We start from the raw sequence: 22519 nt of genomic DNA on the forward strand, positions 1-22519 counted from the left end.
CGAGGTTCTCCTGTGGAGGATGGGACATGACGGAAATTCTTGTGCAGGCGGGTGCGGAGGCTACCGTTCCTCCGGCTCCTGTGGTCGGCGACAGGGTGGTGGACCACCCGGCGTGGCCCGTGCTCAAGGACGCCGTGGAGGAGATCAGGACCTGGCAGGAGAAGGACGGGTCGATCGACTTCGAGGCCGAGGGCGCCCCCGCGCGGGCCGCCGTCGACCTGGCCCTGGACCGCGTCACGGCGGCCGTGGAACAGCTCGCCCCGCTGCTGCCGCACGACGCCGCGTACCACCAGGCGCTCGTCGCCGACCTGCGCCGCTGGGCCGACGACGGCTACAAGGTGCCGGACTTCCTGGACTCGCTGCTCGCCTTCCAGCCCGCGGCCCAGCGCCAGGACGGTTTGCAGCACCTGGTCGTGTTCCCGATGTACACGCAGAACGGCAACCCGGACCGCAATCTGGAGGCCGTCGTCCTGCGCATGGTGTGGCCCGACTGGCTCGCCGAGCTGGAGGCGACCCGCTACGACAACCCGCTGTTCTGCGGCATCACCTTCGAGGACTTCACCTCGGGCTACGACACGAACTCGGCGGTGCTCTTCCCGGAGACGATCGCCGTGCGCGAGGCCCCGGAGCGGTTCTCCTGGGGCGGCATCTTCTGCGACCGCGAGGCGGCCCGCTTCCGCCGCGTCACGGAGGCGGCCGTCGACATCCTCGGTGTCGAGCTGCCGGCGGACATCGCGGAGATGGTCGGCGACCAGGACCGCTGCCAGCAGGCGTTCGTGCTGTGGGACATGGTCCACGACCGCACGCACAGCCACGGCGACCTGCCCTTCGACCCGTTCATGATCAAGCAGCGCCAGCCGTTCTGGATGTACGGCCTGGAGGAGCTGCGCTGCGACCTCACCGCCTTCAAGGAGGCCGTGAAGCTGGAGGCCGACGGCGTCCCGCAGGGTCGTGACGTCCAGTACGCCGTGCTGTTCGACCGCATGTTCCGCTTCCCGGTGACCGGCGAGCGCGTCCGCAACTATGACGGTCTCGGCGGCCAGTTGCTCTTCGCTTACCTGCACAAGCACGACGTCGTACGCTGGACGGACAACAAGCTGCACATCGACTGGGACCGCGCCCCCGAGGTGACGAACCAGCTCTGCGGCGAGATTGAGACGCTCTACCGCGACGGCATCGACCGCCCGAAGCTGGTCCACTGGTTCGCCGCCTACGACCTCGTGTCGACCTACCTCGCCCCGCACCCGGGCTCCCGCTGGGCCAAGGGCCCCGACGCCCTGGACACCAGCCTGCCGCCGCGCAAGCTGGTGGACGAGGTGCTTCCCGACGAGTTCCCGCTCAGCATGTTCTACGAGGCGCTGTCCAAGAAGCTGAAGCATGTGATCGCCTCCACCAAGGGGATCACCGCGGGTGCCGAGCGGGTCGCCGCATGAGCGACCCCGTACAGGAGGCGACGGCCATGACCGACACCGACACCACCAGGAACCCCCTCGACGGTGCCGTGATCGCGGTCGCCGGAGCGGCCGGGCCCGCCGGGCGCGCCGCGCTGAAGCGGCTCGCGGAGGCGGGCGCCACCGTCATCGGCGCCGACGCGGACGCGGAGCGGCTCGCCGAGGCGGTCGACGAGGCGCGCTACGCGCACGGCGGCGCCACGGTCCTGGGCGACACCGTGGACCTGCTCGACCTGGACGCCACGCGCGCGTGGGCGAGCCGCATCGAGAAGGACTTCGGCCGCGTCGACGGCCTGGTCCACCTGGTCGGCGGCTGGCGCGGCAGCAAGAGCTTCGCCGAGACCGACCTCGCCGACTGGGACCTGCTCGAGAAGCTGCTGATCCGCACGGTGCAGCACACCTCGCTCGCCTTCCAGGAACCGCTCGGCCGCTCGGACCGGGGCCGCTACCTGCTGATCAGCGCCACCGGCGCCTCGAAGCCGACCGCGGGCAACGCCGCGTACGCCGCCTCCAAGGCCGCGGCCGAGGCGTGGACGCTCGCCCTCGGCGACGCCTTCCGCAAGGCGGGGGGCGAGGCCGGACCCCGGCAGGCGGCTGCGATCCTGGTGGTGAAGGCACTGGTGCACGAGGCGATGCGCGCCGAACGCCCCAACGCGAAGTTCGCGGGCTTCACCGACGTCACGGAGCTGGCCGACGCCATCGCCGCCGTCTGGGACAAGCCCGCCGCCGAAGTGAACGGGACCCGTCTGTGGCTGGCAGAGTAGACAGCGAAGCCGTGAATCCTCCCAAGACCGACGCCCGCCGGCACCACGACCCCACGGTCCGGGGCTTCGCCAGCGACAACTACGCGGGCGCCCACCCCGAGGTCATGGCCGCCCTGGCCCTGGCCAACGGCGGGCACCAGGTCGCGTACGGCGAGGACGACTACACCGACCACCTCCAGCGGATCATCCGCAGCCACTTCGGACCCACCGCCGAGGCGTTCCCGGTCTTCAACGGCACGGGCGCCAACGTCGTCGCGCTCCAGGCGGTCACCGACCGCTGGGGCGCGGTGATCTGCGCCGACTCCGCGCACATCCACGTCGACGAGGGCGGCGCCCCCGAGCGCATGGGCGGCCTCAAGCTCCTCACCGTCCCCACACCCGACGGCAAGCTCACCCCCGAGCTGATCGACCAGCAGGCGTACGGCTGGGAGGACGAGCACCGCGCGATGCCGCAGGTCGTCTCGATCACGCAATCCACCGAGCTGGGCACGCTCTACACGCCCGACGAGATCCGCGCGATCTGCGACCACGCCCACGAGCGCGGCATGCGCGTGCACCTCGACGGCTCGCGCATAGCCAACGCCGCCGCCTCCCTGGACGTGCCGATGCGTACGTTCACCAATGCCGTCGGCGTCGACATCCTCTCGCTCGGCGGCACCAAGAACGGCGCGCTGTTCGGCGAAGCCGTCGTCGTCCTGGAGCAGGACGCGGTGCGCCACATGAAGCACCTGCGCAAGCTCTCCATGCAGCTCGCCTCGAAGATGCGGTTCGTCTCGGTGCAGCTGGAGGCGCTGCTCGCCAAGGACCTGTGGCTGCGCAACGCCCGCCACGCCAACGAGATGGCCCAGCGCCTCGCCGAGGGCGTCCGGGCGGTCGACGGCGTCGAGATCCTCCACCCGGTGCAGGCCAACGGGGTCTTCGCGCGCCTCCCGCACGACGTCTCCGAGCGCCTCATGAAGCGCTACCGGTTCTACTTCTGGGACGAGGCGGCCGGTGACGTCCGCTGGATGTGCGCCTTCGACACCCGCGAGGAGGACGTCGACGGGTTCGTCGCGGCGCTCAAGGAGGAGATGGCGCGGTAGCGACCCGCCCGCACTCCACCGCTGCATAGGTATGCGATCGGCCGTAAATCCATTGACCGGCGGCCGGTCGCCTTCCTATGCTTCCGCCGCATGGAGCTGATCCAGAAGAACCCCGATCTGTCGGCCTATCTGGCGGCGGACGACGTCATCGACCATCGCCATCCGCTCGTGCGCGAGACCGCCGCGGAGCTCGCGAAGGGCGCCGCCGATTCATATGCATACGCCCGGGCCGCTTACGAATACGTCCGCGACACCGTCCCGCACTCGGCCGACAGCGGCGATCTCCGCGTCACCTGGCGCGCCTCCGACGTCCTGGCGCGGCGCACCGGCATCTGCCACGCGAAGGCCCACGCGCTGACCGCGCTGCTGCGCGCCGAGGACATCCCCACCGCCCTCTGCTATCAGCGGCTCACGCACGACGCGGGCACGGGCTGGTGCGTGCACGGACTGATCGCCGTACGGTTCCACGGCGCATGGCACCGGCAGGACCCACGCGGCAACAAGCCGGGCGTCGACGCCCAGTTCTCGCTCGACGGGGAGCGGCTGGCCTTCCATCCCGACGTCGAGTCCAATGAGATGGACTATCCGGTACTCTTCGATGTACCGCATCCGGCGGTGCTCGCCGCGCTGCGCGACGCCCCGGACCGCCCGTACCTCTGGGAGCACCTCCCCGACTCGCTCCCGTCGTAAGTCGACTCCGTAAGGCAGGCCATGCCCCTGAAGATCACTGTCTCCGACGACGTCCGCGCCCTCGCCCCGGACTTCCACCACATCGCCATCGAGGCCGAAGGGCTCGTCAACACGCCCAGCACGCCGGAGACGTCCGCCCTGCTCGACGACGCGGCGCGCCGCCTGGCCGAGCGCCTCGGCGGACGCGCCCCGCACGAGGACCCGCACATGGTGGCCTGGCGCGCCGCGTACACCGCCTTCGGCGCCAAGCCGAACCGCACGCGCAACTCCGCCGAGGCGCTCGCCAAGCGGGCCCTCGCCGACGGCGGCCTGCCGCGCATCAACACACTCGTGGACGTCTACAACGCCATCAGCGTCGCCCACCTGATCCCGGTCGGCGGCGAGGACCTCGGCCACATCAAGGGCGGCATGCGCCTGGTGCGGGCGACCGGTGAGGAGGAGTTCGTGACCGTGGCCTCCGGCGAGGAGGTCGTCGAGCACCCGGACGCCGGTGAGGTCGTCTGGTGCGACGACGAGGGCGTCACCTGCCGCCGGTGGAACTGGCGCCAGGGCACCCGCACCCGCCTCACCGACACCTCGGTCGACGCCCTCTTCCTCCTGGAGGGCATGGGCGAGCACGCGGGCCTGGAGGCGGCGGGCGCGGAGCTGGCCGAACTGCTGCGGAAGTTCAGCCCCGGCGCGCGCCTCACCGTCCACCCGGCGGTCTGAGCGCCGCCGTCAGCGGGCCTCGGCGGCCTTGACCTCTTCCGGCGTCGGGGCCGTCCCGCCGAGGTGCGCCGGCATCCACCACGTGTCGTCCGGCCCCTTCGGCCGTACGGGGTACGCCCGCTGCGCCGCTTCGAGCAGCTCCTGCACGCGGTCGCGGAGCTTACGGGTGAGCGCCCCCGCGTACTGGTCGCGGGAGGCCTCCAGGGCCTCGCCCACACGGATCGTGATCGGGATGTGCTGTCGCTTGAAGTTGCGCGGCCGGCCCTTGGTCCACACGCGCTGGGTGCCCCACAGCGCCATGGGGATCAGCGGCACCCCCGCCTCCTGCGCGAGTCGTACGGCGCCGGTCTTGAAGCTCTTCAGGGTGAAGGACTCCGAGATCGTCGCCTCCGGGAAGACCCCGATGATCTCGCCCGAGCGCAGCGCCTTCAGCGCGTGCTGGTAGGCGTGCTCGCCCTGCGCGCGGTCCACCGGAATGTGCTTCATGCTGCGCATGAGCGGACCGGAGATCTTGTGCCGGAACACCGACTCCTTCGCCATGAAGCGGACGAGCCGCTTCTGGGGCAGCGCGGCGAGGCCGTCGAAGATGAAGTCCAGGTAGCTGATGTGATTGCTGACCAGGACGGCTCCGCCCGAGCGCGGAATGTTCTCCGAGCCCTTGCAGTCGATCTTCAGGTCGAGCGCCTTGAACATCGTTTTCGCGGCGCCGATGACCGGACGGTAGACGAGCTCTGCCATGGAGGGAATGGACCCTTCTTATTGCCGTGGAGAGGGCCTTCCGAACGCTTTCGGTCGAGGCGGCTCCCGCGCGGTAAGTTACGCAGCCGTAGGTTTTCCGGCTTGTCGCAGATCGTGCCCCAAGAACGGCCGGGTGAACAGTCCTGGTTCCGGTCGCGCGCGAGATCCTCGTCACGTGAGCGGGAATGCGGACGGACGCCGGAACGCTGCAAGAAGAGCGGCCGAAAGAGGAGGCACCGGATGACCGCGGGTGAAATGACGTTCGACGCCGAGCAGTTGGGTGCCGAGCTGGGGGAGCGGGCCACGCTCGTCCAGTTCTCCAGCGCTTTCTGCGCCCCGTGCCGCGCCACCCGGCGGGTCCTCGCGGACATCGCCGCCATGGTCCCGGGCGTGTCGCACATCGAGATCGACGCCGAGGCCCGGCTCGACCTCGTGCGCCGCAGCGGTGTCGAGAAGACCCCCACCGTGCTCGTCCTCGCCGCCGACGGCCGCGAGGTGCGCCGCGCGGCCGGACAGCCGCGCAAGGCGGACGTGATCGCCGCGCTCGGCCGCGCGGTCGACGCCGAAGCCGTCAGTGATCATGCTCCCAGATGACGGGACGCACTTGACTGCACGCGCCACGTATCGTCAGTCTGACCGTATGCCTGAGGAACTCCATCTCTACGAGCGGGTCCACGTCGACCTGGCCCGTTGTTCGAGCGCGCGCTGTCTTGCTTCCTGACGAAGCCACGGACCCCGCCCGAACCCCTCGGCAGAAGGACAACTCCATGACGGCCACGCCCGACCTGCGCACCGCCCGGCCCGCCTCCCCCGACCTGCTCCGCTCGGTCTTCCGGCAGCACGCCGCCGGGGTCGCGGTGATCACGGCCCCCGGCGCGGCGCCCGTGGGCTTCACCGCCACCTCCCTGACCTCCGTCTCCGCCGAACCGCCGGTGATCTCCTTCGGCATCGGTCTCGGCGCCTCCAGTTGGCCGACCGTCGCCGAGGCCGACCACGTCGGCGTGCACATACTCGGCGAGCACCAGGCCGATCTCGCCGCCACCTTCGCCCGGAGCGGCGCCGACCGCTTCGCCGCGCCCACCCGCTGGTCCGAGGGGCCCGAGGGCGTCCCCCTCCTCGACGGTGTGCTGGCCTGGCTCGTCTGCAAGGTCATCGCGCGCGTGCCCGCGGGAGACCACCGCATCGTGCTCGCGGAGGCCGTCTGCGGCGACCCGGCGGGCGTCGGCCGCCCGCTCCTGTACCACCAGGGCCGCTTCAACAGGCTGCGCGACTGACGGTCCCCGGCCCCTCGCGCGAGGTGGGCGGAAAGTTCCTGCTCCGGGCGATTACTCACCGTTGGCAAGGTCACAGTTCAAAGCGCTTGCTCAGTGGGCATGGACTGGGTGTACTGACGAGTAATATTTCGTTCGGAGCGCGGGCCGCCCCGACCGGAGTTGTCCGCAACGGGCGCCTATGCTGCCTGGTAGAAGGCGCTGTCAGCCGCAGCGGCAGAACCGCCCCGTACAAGACGATTGCAGTAGGAGAGCCGGCGTGAGCTTGAGGATCGTTGTCACCGTGAAGTACGTGCCCGACGCCACCGGCGACCGGCACTTCGCCGATGACCTGACCGTCGACCGTGACGACGTGGACGGGCTGCTCTCGGAGCTGGACGAGTACGCGGTGGAGCAGGCGCTGCAGATCTCGGAGAACTCCGACGACGACGTGGAGATCACCGTCCTGACCGTGGGTCCGGAGGACGCCAAGGACGCGCTGCGCAAGGCGCTGTCGATGGGTGCGGACAAGGCGATCCACGTGGAGGACGACGACCTGCACGGCACCGACGCGATCGGTACCTCGCTGGTGCTCGCCAAGGCGATCGAGAAGGCCGGGTACGACCTGGTGATCTCCGGTATGGCCTCCACGGACGGCACGATGGGCATCGTCCCGGCGCTGCTGGCCGAGCGGCTGGGTGTGCCGCAGGTGACGCTGCTGTCGGAGGTCGCGGTCGAGGACGGCAAGGTCACCGGCCGCCGCGACGGTGACACCGCGTCCGAGCAGTTGGAGGCGGCGCTGCCTGCGGTGGTGTCGGTGACCGACCAGTCCGGTGAGGCCCGCTACCCCTCGTTCAAGGGGATCATGGCGGCGAAGAAGAAGCCGGTGGAGTCCTGGGACCTCTCGGACCTGGACATCGAGGCGGAGGAAGTCGGTCTGGAGGGTGCCTGGACGAAGGTCGAGTCGGCGGCCGAGCGCCCCGCGCGCACCGCGGGCACGATCGTGAAGGACGAGGGTGAGGGCGGCAAGCAGCTCGCCGAGTTCCTCGCGGGCCAGAAGTTCATCTAGGCCAGGACGACGGCCGCCCATGGCCGTTCCGGCAGGTTCACCCCACCTTCTTTGAACGCAGGAGATTGAAGTCCCATGGCTGAAGTTCTGGTCTACGTCGATCACGTGGACGGTGCCGTCCGCAAGCCCACCCTGGAGCTGCTGACGCTGGCCCGCCGGATCGGTGAGCCGGTCGCGGTGGCGCTGGGCAACGGCGCCGGTGACACCGCCGCGGTGCTGGCCGAGCACGGCGCGACCCGGGTGCTGACCCACGAGGCCGCCGAGTACGCCGACTACCTGGTGGTGCCGAAGGTCGAGGCGCTGCAGGCCGCCGTCGCCGCCGTCTCCCCGGCCGCCGTCCTGGTGCCGTCCTCGGCGGAGGGCAAGGAGGTCGCCGCGCGGCTGGCGCTGCGGATCAAGTCCGGTGTCATCACCGACGCCGTCGACCTGGAGGCCGATGAGGAGGGCCCGGTGGCCACCCAGTCGGTGTTCGCCGCCTCCTACACCACCAAGTCCCGGATCTCCACCGGCACCCCGGTCATCACCGTCAAGCCCAACAGCGCCGCCGTCGAGGCGGCCCCGGCCGCCGGGGCGGTCGAGGCGTTGGAGGTGTCCTTCTCCGACGCCGCGAAGGGCACCAGGGTCACCGGCCGCACGCCGCGCGAGTCGACCGGCCGCCCGGAGCTGACCGAGGCCGCCATCGTGGTCTCCGGTGGCCGGGGTGTGAACGGCGCGGAGAACTTCGCGCTGATCGAGGCGCTCGCGGACTCCCTGGGCGCGGCGGTCGGCGCCTCCCGGGCGGCGGTGGACGCGGGCTGGTACCCGCACTCCAACCAGGTCGGCCAGACCGGCAAGAGTGTGTCGCCGCAGTTGTACATCGCCAACGGCATCTCGGGCGCGATCCAGCACCGGGCCGGCATGCAGACCTCGAAGACGATCGTCGCGGTGAACAAGGACGCCGAGGCCCCGATCTTCGACCTGGTCGACTACGGCGTCGTCGGCGACCTCTTCGACGTCGTCCCCCAGCTCACCGAGGAGGTCAAGGCCCGCAAGGGCTGACCTGTTCCGCCGCTTCGACGGGGCCGCGTGGCGTTCATCGCCGCGCGGCCCCGTCCGCGTACCGGGACCATGCCCGAGGGGCCATTGACGCCGATCACCCCGGCCGTTAACTTCGCTATACGGATTGTTGATTCCGTGAAGCGGAAACAGTGAGCGTATGGAGGGTGCAGGGATGGGTCAGCAGGAGAAGGTGTCGACGAGCCTCGCGGGCGCGGTCAGCGAGGGCATCAGCGCCTCACTCGCCCCGGTCGACGCGGAACTCGGCCGCCGCTACCCCGGGGACCCGGGCACCCGCCAGCCGGTCCACACCGTCTACGTCCCCGGTGACGCCTTCGACGCGGGCACCATCCGCTCCTGGGGCGACCAGGCGCTCGCGCAGCTCGACGAGCACGCGCCCGACGCCGCCTCGTTCGCCGCCGTCCTCGACCTCTCCGACGAACTCGCCGAGCCCGTCCACAGCCGCGTACGGGCGAAGCTGGAGCGCGAGCCCGTCGAGGACCTGCGGGTCGACTTCGAGGACGGGTACCGGCCCGCGTCCGACGCCGACGAGGACGAGACGGCGGCGCGGGCCGCGCGCGTCATCGCCGAGGCGTACGCGCGGGGGACCGCCGCCCCGTACATGGGCATCCGCATGAAGTGCATGGAGGCGGCCGTCCGCGACCGCGGCATCCGCACCCTGGACATCTTCCTCACCGGCCTGATGGAGCACGGCGGCCTGCCGGACGGGCTCGTCCTCACGCTGCCCAAGGTGACCTACCCCGAGCAGGTCACCGCGATGGTCCGGCTCCTCGAAGCCTTCGAGAAGGCGCACGGGCTCGACGCGGGGCGGCTCGGGTTCGAGATCCAGATCGAGACCAGCCAGTCCATCCTCGCCGCCGACGGCACCGCCGCCGTCGCCCGCATGATCGACGCCGCCGAGGGGCGCGCGACCGGCCTGCACTACGGCACCTTCGACTACAGCGCCTGCCTCGGCGTCTCCGCCGCGTACCAGGCCAGCGACCACCCCGCCGCCGACTACGCGAAGGCCGTCATGCAGGTCGCCGCCGCCGGTACGGGCGTCCGCGTCTCCGACGGCTCGACGAACGTGCTCCCCGTCGGCCCCACCGCCAAGGTCCACGACGCCTGGCGGCTGCACTACGGCCTCACGCGCCGCGCCCTTGCCCGCGCCTACTACCAGGGCTGGGACATGCACCCCGGCCACATCCCGACGCGGTACGCCGCCGTCTTCGCCTTCTACCGCGAGGGCTTCGAGCAGGCCGCCGCCCGCCTCGCCGCCTACGCGAACCAGTCCTCCGGCGACATCGCCGACGAGCCCGCCACCGCGAAGGCCCTCGCCGGATACCTGCTCCGCGGCCTGGACTGCGGCGCCCTGGACGTGGCGGAGGTGGCCCGCCTCACCGGCCTCACCCGAACGGACCTGGAGGGCTACGCGGGCCCCCGCCGCGGTGACCTGACGGCCAAGGCCGGATAGGCGCTCGATCGGGAAGAAGGGGCCCGGCGCCTTCGCGGCGCCGGGCCCTTCGTCACGCCGGGGGCAGCTCGCCCGAGCCGCGCTTGATCAGGCGGGTCGGGAGTTCGATGCGTTCGGGGAGGAGGGTGGCGCCGTCGAGCTGGCGGAAGAGGCGCTCGGCGGCGGTGCGGCCCAATTGCGCCGCGTCCTGCGCGACCACGGTCACCCCGGGCTGGAGGAGATCGCCGAGTTCGATGTCGTCGAAGCCCACGAGGGCGACGCTGCGCCCGGCCTCGGCCAGGACCCGGACCACGGTGACCGTCACACGGTTGTTGCCCGCGAAGATCGCCGTGACGGGCTCCTCGCCCTTCAGCATGGACTCGGCCGCCCGCCGCACCCGCTCGGGGTCGGTGACGCCCAGCGACATCCAGCGCTCGTCCACGGATATCCCGGCGTCCTCCATGGCCGCCCGGTAGCCGCGCAGCCGCTCCGCGGCGGTGTGGATGCGGGGCTGGTCGCCGATGAAGCCGATCCGCCGGTGCCCGCCCGCGATGAGGTGGGCGACACCGTCGCGCGCGCCGCCGAAGCTGTCGGAGAGGACCACGTCCGCGTCGATCCGCCCGGCGGGCCGGTCCACGAACACGGTCGCGACCCCGGCCGCGATCTCCGGCTCCAGGTAGCGGTGATCGTCCGCAGCGGGAATGATCACGAGGCCGTCGACCCGGCGCGCGCACAGGGCGAGCACCAACTCCTGCTCGCGCTCGGGGTCCTCCGCGCTGGAGCCGTTGATGAGCAACGCCCCGTGCGCCCGCGCGACTTCCTCCACGGCGCGGCTCAGCGGTCCGTAGAACGGGTCCGCCAGATCCTCGAGGACCAGCCCGATGCTGGCCGTACGCCCCTTGCGCAGGACCCGCGCGCTGTCGTTGCGCCGAAAGCCGAGTGCGGCGATCGCCTCCTGTACGCGGCGCTCCGTGTCGGGGGTGACGCCCGGCTCGCCGTTGACGACCCGGGAGACCGTCTTGAGGCCCACCCCGGCGCGCGCGGCGACGTCCTTCATGGTCGGGCGGTTGCCGTAGCGGTTCTCGGTGCGGCGGGCGGTGCGGTCCACTATGCGCTGTCCTGTCCTGTCGTCGCGGCCGGAACGAGCCGGCCACCCGTGCGGGTGACGGGCCCGATGCGTCGGGCTTCATCATCCTGCACGGACGTGTGGCGTCGAGCATAGGGCCTGGACAACGTTGTCAGGCTCGGGAGAGACTGTCCACCGCTCTACTTGGCTTCCTAGACTTTCCTTCTCCGACCTGCCATTTTTCCCAGGGGACTTGACACTGATGCACATGGACCTCGTCGCCGCGCTCGACATCGGCGGCACCAAGATCGCCGGCGCCCTCGTGGACGACCAGGGCCGCATCCTGGCGCGCGCACAGCGTCCGACCCCCGCGCAGGAGGACGGTGAGACGGTGATGGGCGCGGTCGACTCGGTCCTCGCCGAGCTGACCGTCTCCGAGCTGTGGCCCCGGGTACGTGGCGTCGGCATCGGCAGCGCGGGCCCCGTGGACCGCTCGAACGGCACGGTCAGCCCGGTCAATGTGCCGGGGTGGCGCGAGTTCCCCCTCGTCTCCCGCGTACGGTCGCTCGCGGGCGGCCTCCCCGTCGAACTCGTCGGCGACGGCGTGGCGATCACCGCGGCCGAGCACTGGCAGGGCGCCGCCCGCGGCCATGACAACGCCCTGTGCATGGTGGTCTCCACGGGTGTCGGCGGCGGCCTGATCCTGAACGGGCAGCTCCACCCCGGCCCCACCGGCAACGCGGGCCACATCGGCCACATCAGCGTCGACCTCGACGGCGACCCGTGCCCCTGCGGCGCGCGCGGCTGCGTCGAGCGCATCGCCAGCGGCCCCAACATCGCCCGCCGCGCCCTCGGCGACGGCTGGCGCCCGGGCGCCGACGGCGACGCCTCCGCCGCCGCCGTGGCCCGCGCCGCGCACGCCGGCGACCGCGCGGCCGTCGCCTCCTTCGAGCGCGCGGCGCAGGCCCTCGCGGCGGGCATCGCGGCGACCGCCACGCTCGTCGAGATCGACATCGCCGTGATCGGCGGGGGAGTGGCGAAGGCGGGCGACGTCCTCTTCACCCCGCTGCGCCGCGCCCTGCGCGACTACGCGACGCTCTCCTTCGTGCGGCGGCTCACGGTGGCCCCGGCGTCGACGGGCACGGACGCGGGGCTCGTCGGCGCGGCGGCGGCAGCGCTGCAGTCCGGCGCGGTGCTCGGCGGGGTGGAGCGACAGACGGTGTGAAGGCCGGCACGGGTGTGCCCGTGTGGCCGGAGGACCGGCTGAGGACTGATCCGCTGATCCTCGCCTGCCGCCCGCCCGGCTACTTGTCGTCTTCGCGCAGGGAGTCGCGGGCGCCCTCGGCCCGGTCACGCATGTCGTCGGCGGTCTCGCGGGCCTTGCTCTTGGCCTGGTCGACCTTGCCCTCGGACTTCATGCGCTCGTTGCCGGTGGCCTGGCCGAGCATCTCCTTGGCCTTGCCCTTCGCCTTGTCCATGGCGTTCTCGCCCATCGTTCGCTCCTCGGTCGGTGAGCCAAGACAGGTGCCACGCTAAAACCGCTTTCACGCGCCCGCATCCCCGGCCGATACTCACCGTGACGGCCGGAGCGCATCCTCCACCGTCGCCACGGGAGTCAACACCTCGGTGAGACCGGAGAGTTCGATGATGCGCAGCGTCAGGCGGTGACGGCAGACCACGCTGATCCGGCCGCCCCGGTGTGCGGCTCTGCGGTGGGCCCGTACCAGGAGGGAGAGCCCGGAGCAGTCGAAGAACGTGGTGCCGGTGAGGTCGATCGCCACTACGCGGTACGGGCCCGCCGCCACGGTGTCGATCAGCGGCGCCATCCGCTGGAAGGCGAGGAGGTCGATCTCACCACGGAGTTCGATCACCGCGCAGTCGCCGGGTGTGTGCACCACGGGCGGGTGGAGGAACTCCTCGCAGCCCGTCACGCCGGCGGTGCCGTCGTAGTCTCCGCATTCACCGGAGACGTAGTTCTGTTGGTTGCCCTGTCGCATCGGTCCCCCCGGGGCCGAGCACTAGTCCGGCTCCGGGGGAGCCGTCCGCGCTGCCACATGTTTCGTGCGAACGAATCGGGAGGTCGCCGGGGACTGGGGCGCCTGGTCGGTCACCGTATCGGCATATGTCGCACGGCGTTGTGGCGTAACGATTCCCGATCGCCCACATCACTTGATGGAGTGAATTGAGAATGAAGTGCTTGACATTTAAAGGTACAAGTGAACGGAAAAGGGGTTCGATGTGAGCCTCCGAGGGGCCGGGACGGACCGCCCGTACATCGACTCGGCGCTCGTCCGGGACCTCGTCGACAGCCAGTTCCCGCAGTGGTCCGGGCTGCCTCTGACGCTCGTCGACCCCGCCGGGTCCGACCACGTCATCCACCGCCTCGGCGACGAGCTGACGGTGCGTCTGCCGCGCCATCCCGGGGCCATCGGGCAGGCGCGGAAGGAGCAGTACTGGCTGCCCCGTCTCGCGCCGCGCCTGCCCCTGGCCGTGCCCGTCCCCGTCGCGGTGGGCGAACCGGCGCTCGGCTATCCGTGGCCCTGGGCCGTGACCCGCTGGCTGGACGGGGAGGTGGCGACGGTCGAGCGTCTCGGCGACTCGACGGAGGCCGCCGGTGAACTGGCCGCGTTCCTGCGGGCGTTGTGGGGCGTGGAACCCGGAGAGGGCGAGACCGGGCGCGCCGAGACGCTGGCGGAGCGGGACGGATCCACGCGGGAGGCCATCGCGGCCGTCGCCGGCGTCTTCGACGCGTCCGCGATGACGGAGCTGTGGGACGCCGCGCTCGCCGGTCCCGGCCACGCGGGGCCGCCGGTGTGGTTCCACGGCGACTTCCACACCGGGAACCTGCTCACCGTCGACGGCCGCCTCAGCGCGGTCATCGACTTCGGCAACCTCGGGCTCGGCGATCCGTCCGTCGACCTCATGGTCGCCTTCACCCTGCTGTCCCCGGACGCCCGCGCCGTCTTCCGCGCCGCGCTCGGCGTCGACGAGGCGGCCTGGCTGCGCGGACGCGGCTGGGCCCTGACGACGGGCCTCTCCGCGTACACGGCGTACGCCGCCACCAGTCCGCGCGTCGCCGAGCAGACGACGCGGCAGATCCGGGCGGCCCTCGCCGGGTAGGCCGTGTGCAGCGCGCGCGCCCGTGTGAAAGCCGCGCCGCGACGGCGCCCCCGCACACGCTTCTGGCGCCCGCGCCGCTGCGCTTGACTGCGTAGCGCGGAGACACCGGGAGGCCGGACATGGGCCGGTGGTACGCCGTCGGGCAGCGGCGGACACCCCGGTCTTCCGGTTCTCCGCGCGGGTCGCGGGGGGCCCCGCCACCGTCACATCCCTGAGGCGGTGTGCGGGCGCCCCGGCGACCGCCCCTCGCCATGATCACGGCGGGGCGGGCCCGGGGGAGCGGAGAGCGGCAGGGAGTACGAGGCGCGTGTCCGCGTACGCGGTGACGCGCGGGGAGGCCCGGGCCCTGCTGCCCGGCTCGCGGACATCTCACCGGTGTGCGCGCCGGGCCTGTGGCACCTACCCGGCGGCGCCGTCGACCACGGCGAACAGCGGTACTGCCTGCTTCTCCGGTAGGTCCGGGTTCGGGTGGCCTGCGAACGCTCGCAGGCCAGGGCGGCCGGGCCCTGCTGCCCCGGCTCGCGGACACCTCACCGGTGTGCGCGCCGGCCCGGGTCCGTCGTGGCGTCCCGCCGGAGGCTTACGCCGCCTTGACGATGTCGCCCTTCACCGCCGCCGCCCACTCCACGACCAGGACCTCGTACTCCCGGCGCTGGGACTCGCTGAGGCGGCCGCCGGAGTGTGCCATGAGGACGCGGATCCGCTCGTTCAGCTCGTCGGCGGACCGCGCGGGCGCACGGTTCTCGGTGAAGGTCATGTGGGGAGCGTAGTGGGTGACACTGACAACGCGCCTCCGAGTTGTGAACGCCCGGGGTCCGGCGGGTGATCGGCGCGCTCCGCGACCCGCTCGCACCGCCTCTGATCTGCGGCTGGTTTCCGTGGCGGGGTGTTGCGGGCAAGCCTCAGGGGGCCGATGGATGAGGGGGAACCGTGATCGTCTGGGTCAACGGCGCGTCCCGCGCGGGCAAGACCACCGCCGCACGGGAGCTGAGCGACCTGATCCCGAACTGCACGCTCTTCGACCCCGAGGTGATCGACGGCGAACTGGAACGGCTGCTGCCGGCCAAGCGGCTCGCCGAGGTGAACGACCGCCAGGAGCTCCCGATCTGGCGGCGGCTCGTGGTGGACACCGCGGCCGCCCTCCTCGCCGAGCTGGGCGGCATCCTCGTGGTGCCGATGGGGCTGATGCGCCAGGAGTACCGGGACGAGATCTTCGGTGGCCTAGCCGCCCGGCGCATCCCCGTGTGCCATGTGCTCCTCGCCCCCGGGGAAACGATCCTGCGCCAGCGTGACCCCGGCGGCGAGCCCCCTGCCGACATCGAGCCCTACCGCACCGCCCTCGCGAGCTGGCTCGCGGCCGACGCCTACCTGGTCGACAACGGCGCGCTGACCCCGTACGACACCGCCGTGCGGATAGCCGCCGCGGTGCAGGCCGGGGAGGCGCCCCTGTGCGACATCGTGCAGACCCCGGAGCCGACCGCCGAGACGGTCGCGGCGGGGGTGCTGCTCTTCGACGAGGAGGAGCGGGTGCTGCTCGTCGACCCCACCTACAAGCCGGGCTGGGAGTTCCCCGGCGGTGTCGTGGAGCGGGGCGAGGCGCCCGCCCGCGCGGGCATCCGCGAGGTCGCGGAGGAGACCGGCATCCACCTCGACGACGTGCCCCGGCTGTTGGTCGTCGACTGGGAAGCACCGGAGCCGCCCCGCTACGGCGGTCTGCGGCTCCTCTTCGACGGCGGCCGGCTCACCGACGAGGCCGCCCGCCGCGTCCTGCTGCCCGGCCCCGAGCTGCGGGACTGGCGCTTCGTCGGCGAGCGCGAGGCGGCCGGTCTGCTGCCCCCGGTCCGCTTCGAGCGGCTGCGCTGGGCCCTGCGCGCCCGCGAGCGCGGCGCCGCGCACTACCTGGAGGCCGGGGTTCCCGTCGACTGACCGGCGGCGCGGCCCGCCCCGGGCGCGTCCCCTCCTTTGCCGTTCACGGGAACTGCCTAGGGAGAATCTAGGGCGGAACGTCATGTTTCTGGTATGGCACGGGCGCTTACGAAGGTGTGGCACGGCTCTACCGTGAAGGCGCAGCCATCTCTCGCGGCCTCCGGCCGCCTCACCGTGCCGGCCGACGCCTGCCGGCTGAACGGAGGGACATGCGCGCGCCTTCTACAGCCCTCACGAGGGGCCTCACGCTCGCGGCGGGCCTCACTCTGGTCCTGGCCGCGTGCAGCAGCGGTGGCGGTGACGGCGGGGAGAAGGGCGGCTCGCAGGGGCTCTCCTCGTGCGGCGCCCAGGGGAAGGCCACCACCTGCAACTCCGGTGCCACGAAGTCCGGCGGCTCCTTCACGTACGTCCTGGAGAAGAACATCCAGCAGTGGAACGTCCAGGACGCCAACGGCAACACCTTCGAGAACGCCGAGGCGGTCGGTGTCGTCCTTCCCACCGTCTACGTGCCGCAGCCCGACTTCACCGTCAAGCTGAACACCGACCTCGTCACGTCCGCGACCATGACGAGGACCAGTCCGCAGACGCTCGTCTACAAGATCAACCCGAAGGCGTCGTGGAACGACGGCACGGCCATCACCGCCGACGACTTCGTCTACTACTGGCGCACCAACAACGGCAAGGACTGCCCGCTGCCGCCCGCGAGCGACACGAGCCAGACCAAGGGGTGCCTGCCGCAGTCCACCGCCGGTTACGACCGCATCAAGTCCGTCACCGGGTCCGACGGAGGCAAGACCGTCACCGTGGTGATGGCCAAGCCGTTCTCCGACTGGAAGTCGCTCTTCGGCGCGGCCTACCCGCTCTACCCGGCGCACGTCGCGGAGAAGGTCGCGGGCGTGAAGGCCGGCACCGCCGCGACCATGTCGGCCGCCCAGCTCGCCAAGGGCTGGCAGTACTTCGGCAAGACACCGCCGACGAAGTACACGACGGCGGGCCCGTACAAGATGCAGGACTGGACCGACAACGACCACGCCACCTTCGTGCCCGACCCGAAGTGGTGGGGGGAGCGGAAGCCGTCGCTCGACCGGCTGGTCTTCAAAGTGATCACCGACGCGACCCAGGAGCCCATCGCGCTGCGCAACAACGAGGTGCAGGGCATCTACCCGCAGCCCGAGGTCGACCTCGTCAAGCAGCTCAAGGACATCCCCAAGGTCACGTACACCATCAGCAGCGGCCTGAACTGGGAGCACTTCGACCTCAACCTGCACGACCCCGTGCTCGGCAAGTACAAGCCGCTGCGCCAGGCCATGTTCACCGCCATCAGCGTCAAGGACATCATGGCCAAGACGGTCGGCCAGTTCGACCCGAAGGTGAAGCAGCTCGGCAGCCACATGCAGGTGCCGGGGCAGGCCGGGTACGAGGACACGGTCACCGGCAGCGGGCAGGGCTCGGGCGATCTCACCAAGGCGAAGAAGTACCTGAGCGACGCCAGGTTCACCGGGATCGGCAGCGCCCTGAAGACGCCGGACGGGAAGGCCGTCGGGCCCTTCAACTGCCGCTACACGACCGGCAACCAGATCCGGCAGAGCGAGTGCCAGATCCTGCAGAGCTCCATGGCCTCGCTCGGCATCAAGGTGGACATCAAGCCGATCGGCGCCGCCGACCTCGGCACGGTGCTGCAGGGGCACCAGTTCGACATCATCGTCTTCGCCTGGGTCGCCTCGCCGTTCCCCACCAGCAACGCCCAGCAGAACTGGGTGACCGGGGGCGGCGGCAACTACGGCGGCTACAGCAACAAGCGCGTCGACAAGCTGATCACCGAGGCGGTCGGCGTGACGGACAGCGCGAAGGCGGCCTCGCTGCTCAACCAGGCCGACAAGATCATGGTCGACGACGCGTACGTGCTGCCGCTCTACCAGAAGCCGACGCTCCTCGCGGTGCAGACCCGGTTCGTGAACATGCGGGACAACGCCACCAACGTGGGACCGCCGTACAACACGGCCGAGTGGGGCCTGAAGAAGTAACGGCCCGCCCGTCAGCAGACCCGGCCCGCGGACCCGCGCACCGCGCGCGTCCGCGGGCCACGCACCCGAGGGAAGGGCATGTTCGCCTACGCCGTGCGCCGCATCCTCGTCTCGATCCCCGTGATGATCGTGTCGACGTTCCTCGTCTTCCTGATCGTCGTCAACGCGGGCGACCCGGTGGCCAACTTCGCCACGTCCCGCCAGCCCGCCCCGAGCAAGGCGGCCGTCGCCGCCTTCGCCCACCACATCCACGCCGACCAGCCGGTCGCCGAACGCTACTGGAACTGGATCACCGGCGTGCTCCACGGGGACTTCGGCCCGTCCGTGCAGCCCAACCTGGACATCGGACACGATCTGTTCACCCGGTTCCGGGTCACGTTCGTCCTCGTCATCGCCGCCATGGCGATCGCGCTGATCCTCGCCATCGGGTGCGGCGTCTACAGCGCGGTGCGCCAGTACTCGGTCTCCGACTACCTCATCACGTTCGCCGGGTTCCTCTTCCTCGCGATGCCCGTCTTCTGGTTCGCGGTCCTGCTCAAGCAGGGCGGGATCTGGCTGAACGACACGACCGGCAGCAGCTTCCTCGGCACCATCGGGGAGAAGTCGCCGTACCTGGACGTCGACACGTTCGGCAACCGCCTCAGCGACCGCGTCGGCCACCTCGTGCTGCCCGTCATCACCCTCGCCCTCGTCTCCTTCGCCTCCTGGACCCGCTACACCCGCGCCTCCATGCTCGAAGTGCTCGGCAGCGACTACGTGCGTCTCGCGCGGGCCAAGGGGATCCGCCGCGGCAAGGTCCTCACCCACCACGCGCTGCGCACCGCGCTCATCCCGCTGACCACCGTCACCGCGCTCGACACGGCACAGTTGCTCGGCGGTGTCGTCGTCACCGAGACGATCTTCCAGTGGCACGGCATGGGCGAGATGCTCGTCCAGGCCGCGTCCCAGGTCGACGTCTACCGCACGATGGCGTGGCTGCTGCTCTCCGCCGTCATCGTCATCGTCTTCAACCTCCTCGCCGACCTGCTCTACGCCGTACTCGACCCGAGGATCCGCTATGACTGACACCCAGGCCCCGGGTGCGGCGGGCGAAGTGCCGCGCGACGACCAGGAGTTCACGGTCAAGGAGCGGACGCAGACCCAGTTGATCCTGCGCAGGTTCCTGCGCCACCGCGCCGCGATGATCTCCCTGGCCGTCTTCGTGCTGATCGTGCTCTGGGCGTTCATCGGCCCGCACCTGTGGCACTACTCGTACGGCACCTACACCGAGGACAACTCCCAGCCGCCGTCCCTGAAGCATCCCTTCGGCACCAACTCCTCCGGCTACGACGCGTACGCGCAGGTCATGCGCGGCACCCAGACCTCCCTGAAGATCGCCATCATGATCGCGATCGGCTCGACGCTCATCGGTGCCGTGTGGGGCGCCGTCTCCGGCTTCTACCGGGGTCTCGTCGACGCGCTCCTGATGCGGATCGCCGACCTCGTCCTGACGCTGCCCCTGCTGGCGATCGCGCTCGTCATCTCCTCGCGCAGCGGCGGGGCCTGGTACTGGATCGCCTTTGTCATCGCCGGTCTGACCTGGGCGTACGTCTCCCGTGTCGTGCGCTCCACGGTGCTGTCGCTGCGGGAGAAGGAGTTCGTGGAGGCGGCGCGGGCGCTCGGCGCGTCGGACGCCCGGATCATCTTCCGGCATCTGCTGCCCAACGCGCTCGGCCCGATCATCGTCAACGCCACCATCCTGGTCGCCACCGGCATCCTCACCGAGACGGCCCTGTCGTTCCTGGGCTTCGGCGTGCAGCCGCCCGACACCTCGCTCGGGCTGCTCGTCGCCCAGGCGCAGACGGCGGTCGACACCCGGCCCTGGCTGTTCTACATCCCCGGCGCGTTCATCATCGTGATCGCGCTGACCATCAACTTCATCGGCGACGGGTTGCGCGACGCGTTCGACCCGCGACAGCAGAGGGTGCGGCAATGACCTTCCGTGGCAAAGGTGTCGAGGGCCGGGCCGAGCTGGTGCGGCCCACCGAGGAGACGGTGCTCGAGGTCGACGGCCTGCACGTCGAGTTCCCGACCGAGGACGGTCTCGTACGGGCGGTGCGCGGGGTGTCGTACCGGCTGGAGCGGGGCGAGTCCCTCGGCATCGTCGGCGAGTCCGGTTCCGGGAAGTCGGTGACGGCGCTCGCCGTGATGGGGCTGCTCCCGGCGACGGCCCGGATCAGCGGCTCCGTCCGGTTCGAGGGCGCGGAGCTGCTCGGTCTGAACGACGCCGCCCTCTCCGACGTACGCGGCCGGGGCATCGCCATGATCTTCCAGGACCCCATGACATCGCTCAACCCCGTCCACTCCGTCGGCGCGCAGCTCGTCGAGGGGCTGCGCCGCCACCAGCCGGGGCTCTCCGCGCACGACGCCCGCGCCCGCGCCGTCGACCTCCTCGCCACCGTCGGCATCCCGCACCCGGCGCAGCGGGTCGACAACTATCCGCACGAGCTGTCGGGCGGCATGCGCCAGCGCGTCGTCATCGCCATGGGCATGGCCAACGACCCGGCCGTCATCATCGCCGACGAGCCGACCACCGCCCTCGACGTCACCGTGCAGGCGCAGATCCTGGAGGCCCTGGAGACCGCGCGGGCCGAGACCGACGCCGCGCTCGTCCTCATCACCCACGACCTCGGCGTCGTCGCGGGCCACGCCGACCGGGTGGCCGTCATGTACGCGGGCCGCGTCGTGGAGACCGGCTCCGTCGAGGAGATCTTCTACACGCCGCGCATGCCCTACACCCTCGGGCTGCTCGGCTCGCTGCCCCGCATGGACCGCGACGAGGAGCAGGAACGGCTCACCCCGATCACCGGCTCGCCGCCCTCCCTGCTCAACATGGCGCCCGGCTGCCCGTTCGCCCCCCGCTGCCCGATGCGGCAGGAGATCTGCGACCGCGACGAGCCGCCGCTGCGCGTGACGCACACCGCCGCCCACCGCAGCGCCTGCCACTTCGCCGAACGCCTGGCGGACACGGGCGCGGGCGCGCTCTTCGGCGCGCAAGGCGCCGACCCGGCCGCCCTCGCCCGCCTCACCGACCCCGACGACGTACCGGAGCCGCGACGGGAGGACCCCGCATGAGCCAGCGGGACGCGCCGGCCGAACCCGTCCTGCGGGTCCGTGACCTCGTCAAGCACTTCCCCGTACGGGCGCGGGGCCTCGTGCGCCGCCGCATCGGCGACGTGCACGCCGTCTGCGGCGTCTCCTTCGACCTGTACGCCGACGAGACCCTCGGCCTCGTCGGCGAGTCCGGCTCCGGCAAGACCACGACGGCCCGCACCGTGCTCAACCTGGAGCGCGCCACGACCGGCTCCGTCGGCTACCGGGGACGCGAACTCACCGGGCTCAGCCGACGCCAGATGCGGCCGCTGCGCGAGCAGTTGCAGATCGTCTTCCAGGACCCGTACGCCTCGCTCGACCCGCGCATGACCGTCCACGACATCGTCGCCGAACCCCTGCGCATCCACGACCGCTACGACCTCGCGGGCCGGGCTGACGTACGCGAGCTGCTCCGCCTGGTCGGCCTGAACCCGGAGCACGGCAACCGCTTCGCCCACGAGTTCTCCGGCGGGCAGCGCCAGCGCATCGGCATCGCCCGCGCCCTCGCGCTGCGCCCCGAGGTCATCGTCCTCGACGAACCGGTCTCCGCCCTCGACGTCTCCATCCAGGCCGGCGTCCTCAACCTTCTCATGGACCTCCAGTCGGAACTCGGCCTGTCCTTTCTGTTCGTGGCGCACGACCTGTCGGTGATGCGGCACGTCGCCCACCGGGTCGCCGTCATGTACCTCGGCCGCATCGTCGAACTCGCCCCGACGCGCCAGTTGTTCGCGCACCCCGCTCACCCGTACACGCAGGCCCTGATCTCGGCGATCCCGCTGCCGGACCCGCGCAAGGAGCGCGCCCGGCGCCGGATCACCGTGGAGGGCGAGGTGCCGAGCCCGATCAACCCGCCGAGCGGCTGCCGCTTCCGCACCCGCTGCCCGAAGTTCGCCACGGAGCTGTCCGAGACCGAGCGGGAAGCCTGCGTGGAGCGGACGCCCGAGCTGACCGACCGGGGCACCGGAGCACCCGTGGCCTGCCACTACGCGCAACCTCTCGAACTGCTCTGAG

At 71.2% G+C, this 22519-nt stretch carries 23 protein-coding genes; 18 read left to right on the top strand and 5 right to left on the bottom strand.

The genetic code is table 11. The features are described 5' to 3' along the window. Positions 1-26 precede the first annotated feature (26 nt). The 5 genes from ABZ877_RS03435 (at position 27) to ABZ877_RS03455 (ending at position 4695) form a co-directional block, all read left to right on the top strand. Complete coding sequence (locus ABZ877_RS03435; protein WP_361063562.1) at positions 27-1433, top strand: DUF6421 family protein; 1407 nt, start codon at positions 27-29, stop codon at positions 1431-1433. A 26-nt stretch (positions 1434-1459) separates the two neighbouring features. Then, positions 1460-2215 (top strand): SDR family NAD(P)-dependent oxidoreductase, encoded by a 756-nt coding sequence (locus ABZ877_RS03440; protein ID WP_361063565.1) that lies wholly within the window; start codon positions 1460-1462, stop codon positions 2213-2215. 11 nt (positions 2216-2226) lie between these two features. Continuing rightward, the gene (locus tag ABZ877_RS03445; protein WP_361063568.1) at positions 2227-3297 is read left to right on the top strand and encodes a low specificity L-threonine aldolase; all 1071 of its coding nucleotides are present in this window, start codon (positions 2227-2229) and stop codon (positions 3295-3297) included. 90 nt (positions 3298-3387) lie between these two features. Continuing rightward, positions 3388-3987, top strand: a complete 600-nt coding sequence (locus tag ABZ877_RS03450; RefSeq protein WP_361063571.1) for a transglutaminase family protein — start codon at positions 3388-3390, stop codon at positions 3985-3987. 21 nt (positions 3988-4008) lie between these two features. After that, the gene (locus tag ABZ877_RS03455) at positions 4009-4695 is read left to right on the top strand and encodes a phenylalanine--tRNA ligase beta subunit-related protein (RefSeq protein WP_361063574.1); all 687 of its coding nucleotides are present in this window, start codon (positions 4009-4011) and stop codon (positions 4693-4695) included. A 9-nt stretch (positions 4696-4704) separates the two neighbouring features. Here the strand turns inward: ABZ877_RS03455 and ABZ877_RS03460 are convergent, their stop codons facing one another. Further along, a complete protein-coding gene (locus tag ABZ877_RS03460; RefSeq protein ID WP_361063577.1) occupies positions 4705-5433 on the bottom strand; it encodes a lysophospholipid acyltransferase family protein in 729 nt (242 codons plus the stop codon). A 240-nt stretch (positions 5434-5673) separates the two neighbouring features. Here ABZ877_RS03460 and ABZ877_RS03465 point away from each other — a divergent pair, with 240 nt between their 5' ends. The 5 genes from ABZ877_RS03465 to ABZ877_RS03485 all read left to right on the top strand — a co-directional run bounded on the left by ABZ877_RS03465 (position 5674) and on the right by ABZ877_RS03485 (position 10261). After that, on the top strand, positions 5674-6027 hold the full coding sequence (locus tag ABZ877_RS03465; protein WP_361063580.1) for a thioredoxin family protein: 354 nt from the start codon (positions 5674-5676) through the stop codon (positions 6025-6027). 173 nt (positions 6028-6200) lie between these two features. Next, positions 6201-6707, top strand: coding sequence for a flavin reductase family protein (locus tag ABZ877_RS03470; RefSeq protein ID WP_361063582.1), 507 nt, complete (start codon positions 6201-6203; stop codon positions 6705-6707). A 256-nt stretch (positions 6708-6963) separates the two neighbouring features. Continuing rightward, a complete protein-coding gene (locus tag ABZ877_RS03475; protein WP_361063585.1) occupies positions 6964-7752 on the top strand; it encodes an electron transfer flavoprotein subunit beta/FixA family protein in 789 nt (262 codons plus the stop codon). 75 nt (positions 7753-7827) lie between these two features. Beyond that, entirely contained in the window at positions 7828-8790 is a 963-nt protein-coding gene (locus ABZ877_RS03480; RefSeq protein WP_361063588.1) for an electron transfer flavoprotein subunit alpha/FixB family protein, read from the top strand. A gap of 172 nt (positions 8791-8962) precedes the next feature. Beyond that, a complete protein-coding gene (locus ABZ877_RS03485; RefSeq protein WP_361063591.1) occupies positions 8963-10261 on the top strand; it encodes an aldolase/citrate lyase family protein in 1299 nt (432 codons plus the stop codon). 52 nt (positions 10262-10313) lie between these two features. Here the strand turns inward: ABZ877_RS03485 and ABZ877_RS03490 are convergent, their stop codons facing one another. Continuing rightward, positions 10314-11348, bottom strand: coding sequence for a LacI family DNA-binding transcriptional regulator (locus ABZ877_RS03490; protein ID WP_361063594.1), 1035 nt, complete (start codon positions 11346-11348; stop codon positions 10314-10316). Between the two features lie 220 nt (positions 11349-11568). On the opposite strand from ABZ877_RS03490, the gene ABZ877_RS03495 reads away from it, so the two are divergent. Continuing rightward, complete coding sequence (locus ABZ877_RS03495; protein WP_361063878.1) at positions 11569-12531, top strand: ROK family protein; 963 nt, start codon at positions 11569-11571, stop codon at positions 12529-12531. A 79-nt stretch (positions 12532-12610) separates the two neighbouring features. Here ABZ877_RS03495 and ABZ877_RS03500 read toward each other — a convergent pair whose 3' ends face one another. Together ABZ877_RS03500 and ABZ877_RS03505 are read right to left on the bottom strand one after the other, a co-directional pair. Beyond that, positions 12611-12799: a CsbD family protein gene (locus ABZ877_RS03500; RefSeq protein ID WP_361063597.1), complete on the bottom strand. Its 189-nt coding sequence runs from the start codon at positions 12797-12799 to the stop codon at positions 12611-12613. Positions 12800-12877: 78 nt separating this feature from the next. Then, entirely contained in the window at positions 12878-13303 is a 426-nt protein-coding gene (locus ABZ877_RS03505; RefSeq protein WP_361063600.1) for an STAS domain-containing protein, read from the bottom strand. A 241-nt stretch (positions 13304-13544) separates the two neighbouring features. Here ABZ877_RS03505 and ABZ877_RS03510 point away from each other — a divergent pair, with 241 nt between their 5' ends. Further along, positions 13545-14426, top strand: coding sequence for an aminoglycoside phosphotransferase family protein (locus ABZ877_RS03510; RefSeq protein WP_361063603.1), 882 nt, complete (start codon positions 13545-13547; stop codon positions 14424-14426). Positions 14427-15006: 580 nt separating this feature from the next. Here the strand turns inward: ABZ877_RS03510 and ABZ877_RS03515 are convergent. Continuing rightward, positions 15007-15183: a hypothetical protein gene (locus tag ABZ877_RS03515; protein ID WP_361063606.1), complete on the bottom strand. Its 177-nt coding sequence runs from the start codon at positions 15181-15183 to the stop codon at positions 15007-15009. A 173-nt stretch (positions 15184-15356) separates the two neighbouring features. Between ABZ877_RS03515 and ABZ877_RS03520 the strand changes: the two genes are divergently transcribed. The 6 genes from ABZ877_RS03520 to ABZ877_RS03545 all read left to right on the top strand — a co-directional run bounded on the left by ABZ877_RS03520 (position 15357) and on the right by ABZ877_RS03545 (position 22518). Beyond that, positions 15357-16352, top strand: a complete 996-nt coding sequence (locus tag ABZ877_RS03520) for an NUDIX domain-containing protein (RefSeq protein WP_361063609.1) — start codon at positions 15357-15359, stop codon at positions 16350-16352. Positions 16353-16561: 209 nt separating this feature from the next. Then, positions 16562-18376, top strand: a complete 1815-nt coding sequence (locus ABZ877_RS03525) for an ABC transporter family substrate-binding protein (protein WP_361063612.1) — start codon at positions 16562-16564, stop codon at positions 18374-18376. Positions 18377-18454: 78 nt separating this feature from the next. Next, positions 18455-19441 (top strand): ABC transporter permease, encoded by a 987-nt coding sequence (locus tag ABZ877_RS03530; protein WP_361063615.1) that lies wholly within the window; start codon positions 18455-18457, stop codon positions 19439-19441. Next, the gene (locus ABZ877_RS03535) at positions 19434-20351 is read left to right on the top strand and encodes an ABC transporter permease (protein WP_361063617.1); all 918 of its coding nucleotides are present in this window, start codon (positions 19434-19436) and stop codon (positions 20349-20351) included. Before ABZ877_RS03530 ends, ABZ877_RS03535 begins: the two co-directional genes overlap by 8 nt. Further along, entirely contained in the window at positions 20348-21490 is a 1143-nt protein-coding gene (locus tag ABZ877_RS03540) for an ABC transporter ATP-binding protein (RefSeq protein WP_361063620.1), read from the top strand. The genes ABZ877_RS03535 and ABZ877_RS03540 overlap by 4 nt, the downstream gene beginning before the upstream one ends. Beyond that, complete coding sequence (locus ABZ877_RS03545; RefSeq protein ID WP_361063623.1) at positions 21487-22518, top strand: oligopeptide/dipeptide ABC transporter ATP-binding protein; 1032 nt, start codon at positions 21487-21489, stop codon at positions 22516-22518. Before ABZ877_RS03540 ends, ABZ877_RS03545 begins: the two co-directional genes overlap by 4 nt. The last annotated feature ends 1 nt before the right edge of the window (position 22519 follow it).

It is taken from the genome of Streptomyces sp. NPDC046939, from assembly GCF_040644575.1.
In the GTDB taxonomy this organism is placed as follows: domain Bacteria; phylum Actinomycetota; class Actinomycetes; order Streptomycetales; family Streptomycetaceae; genus Streptomyces.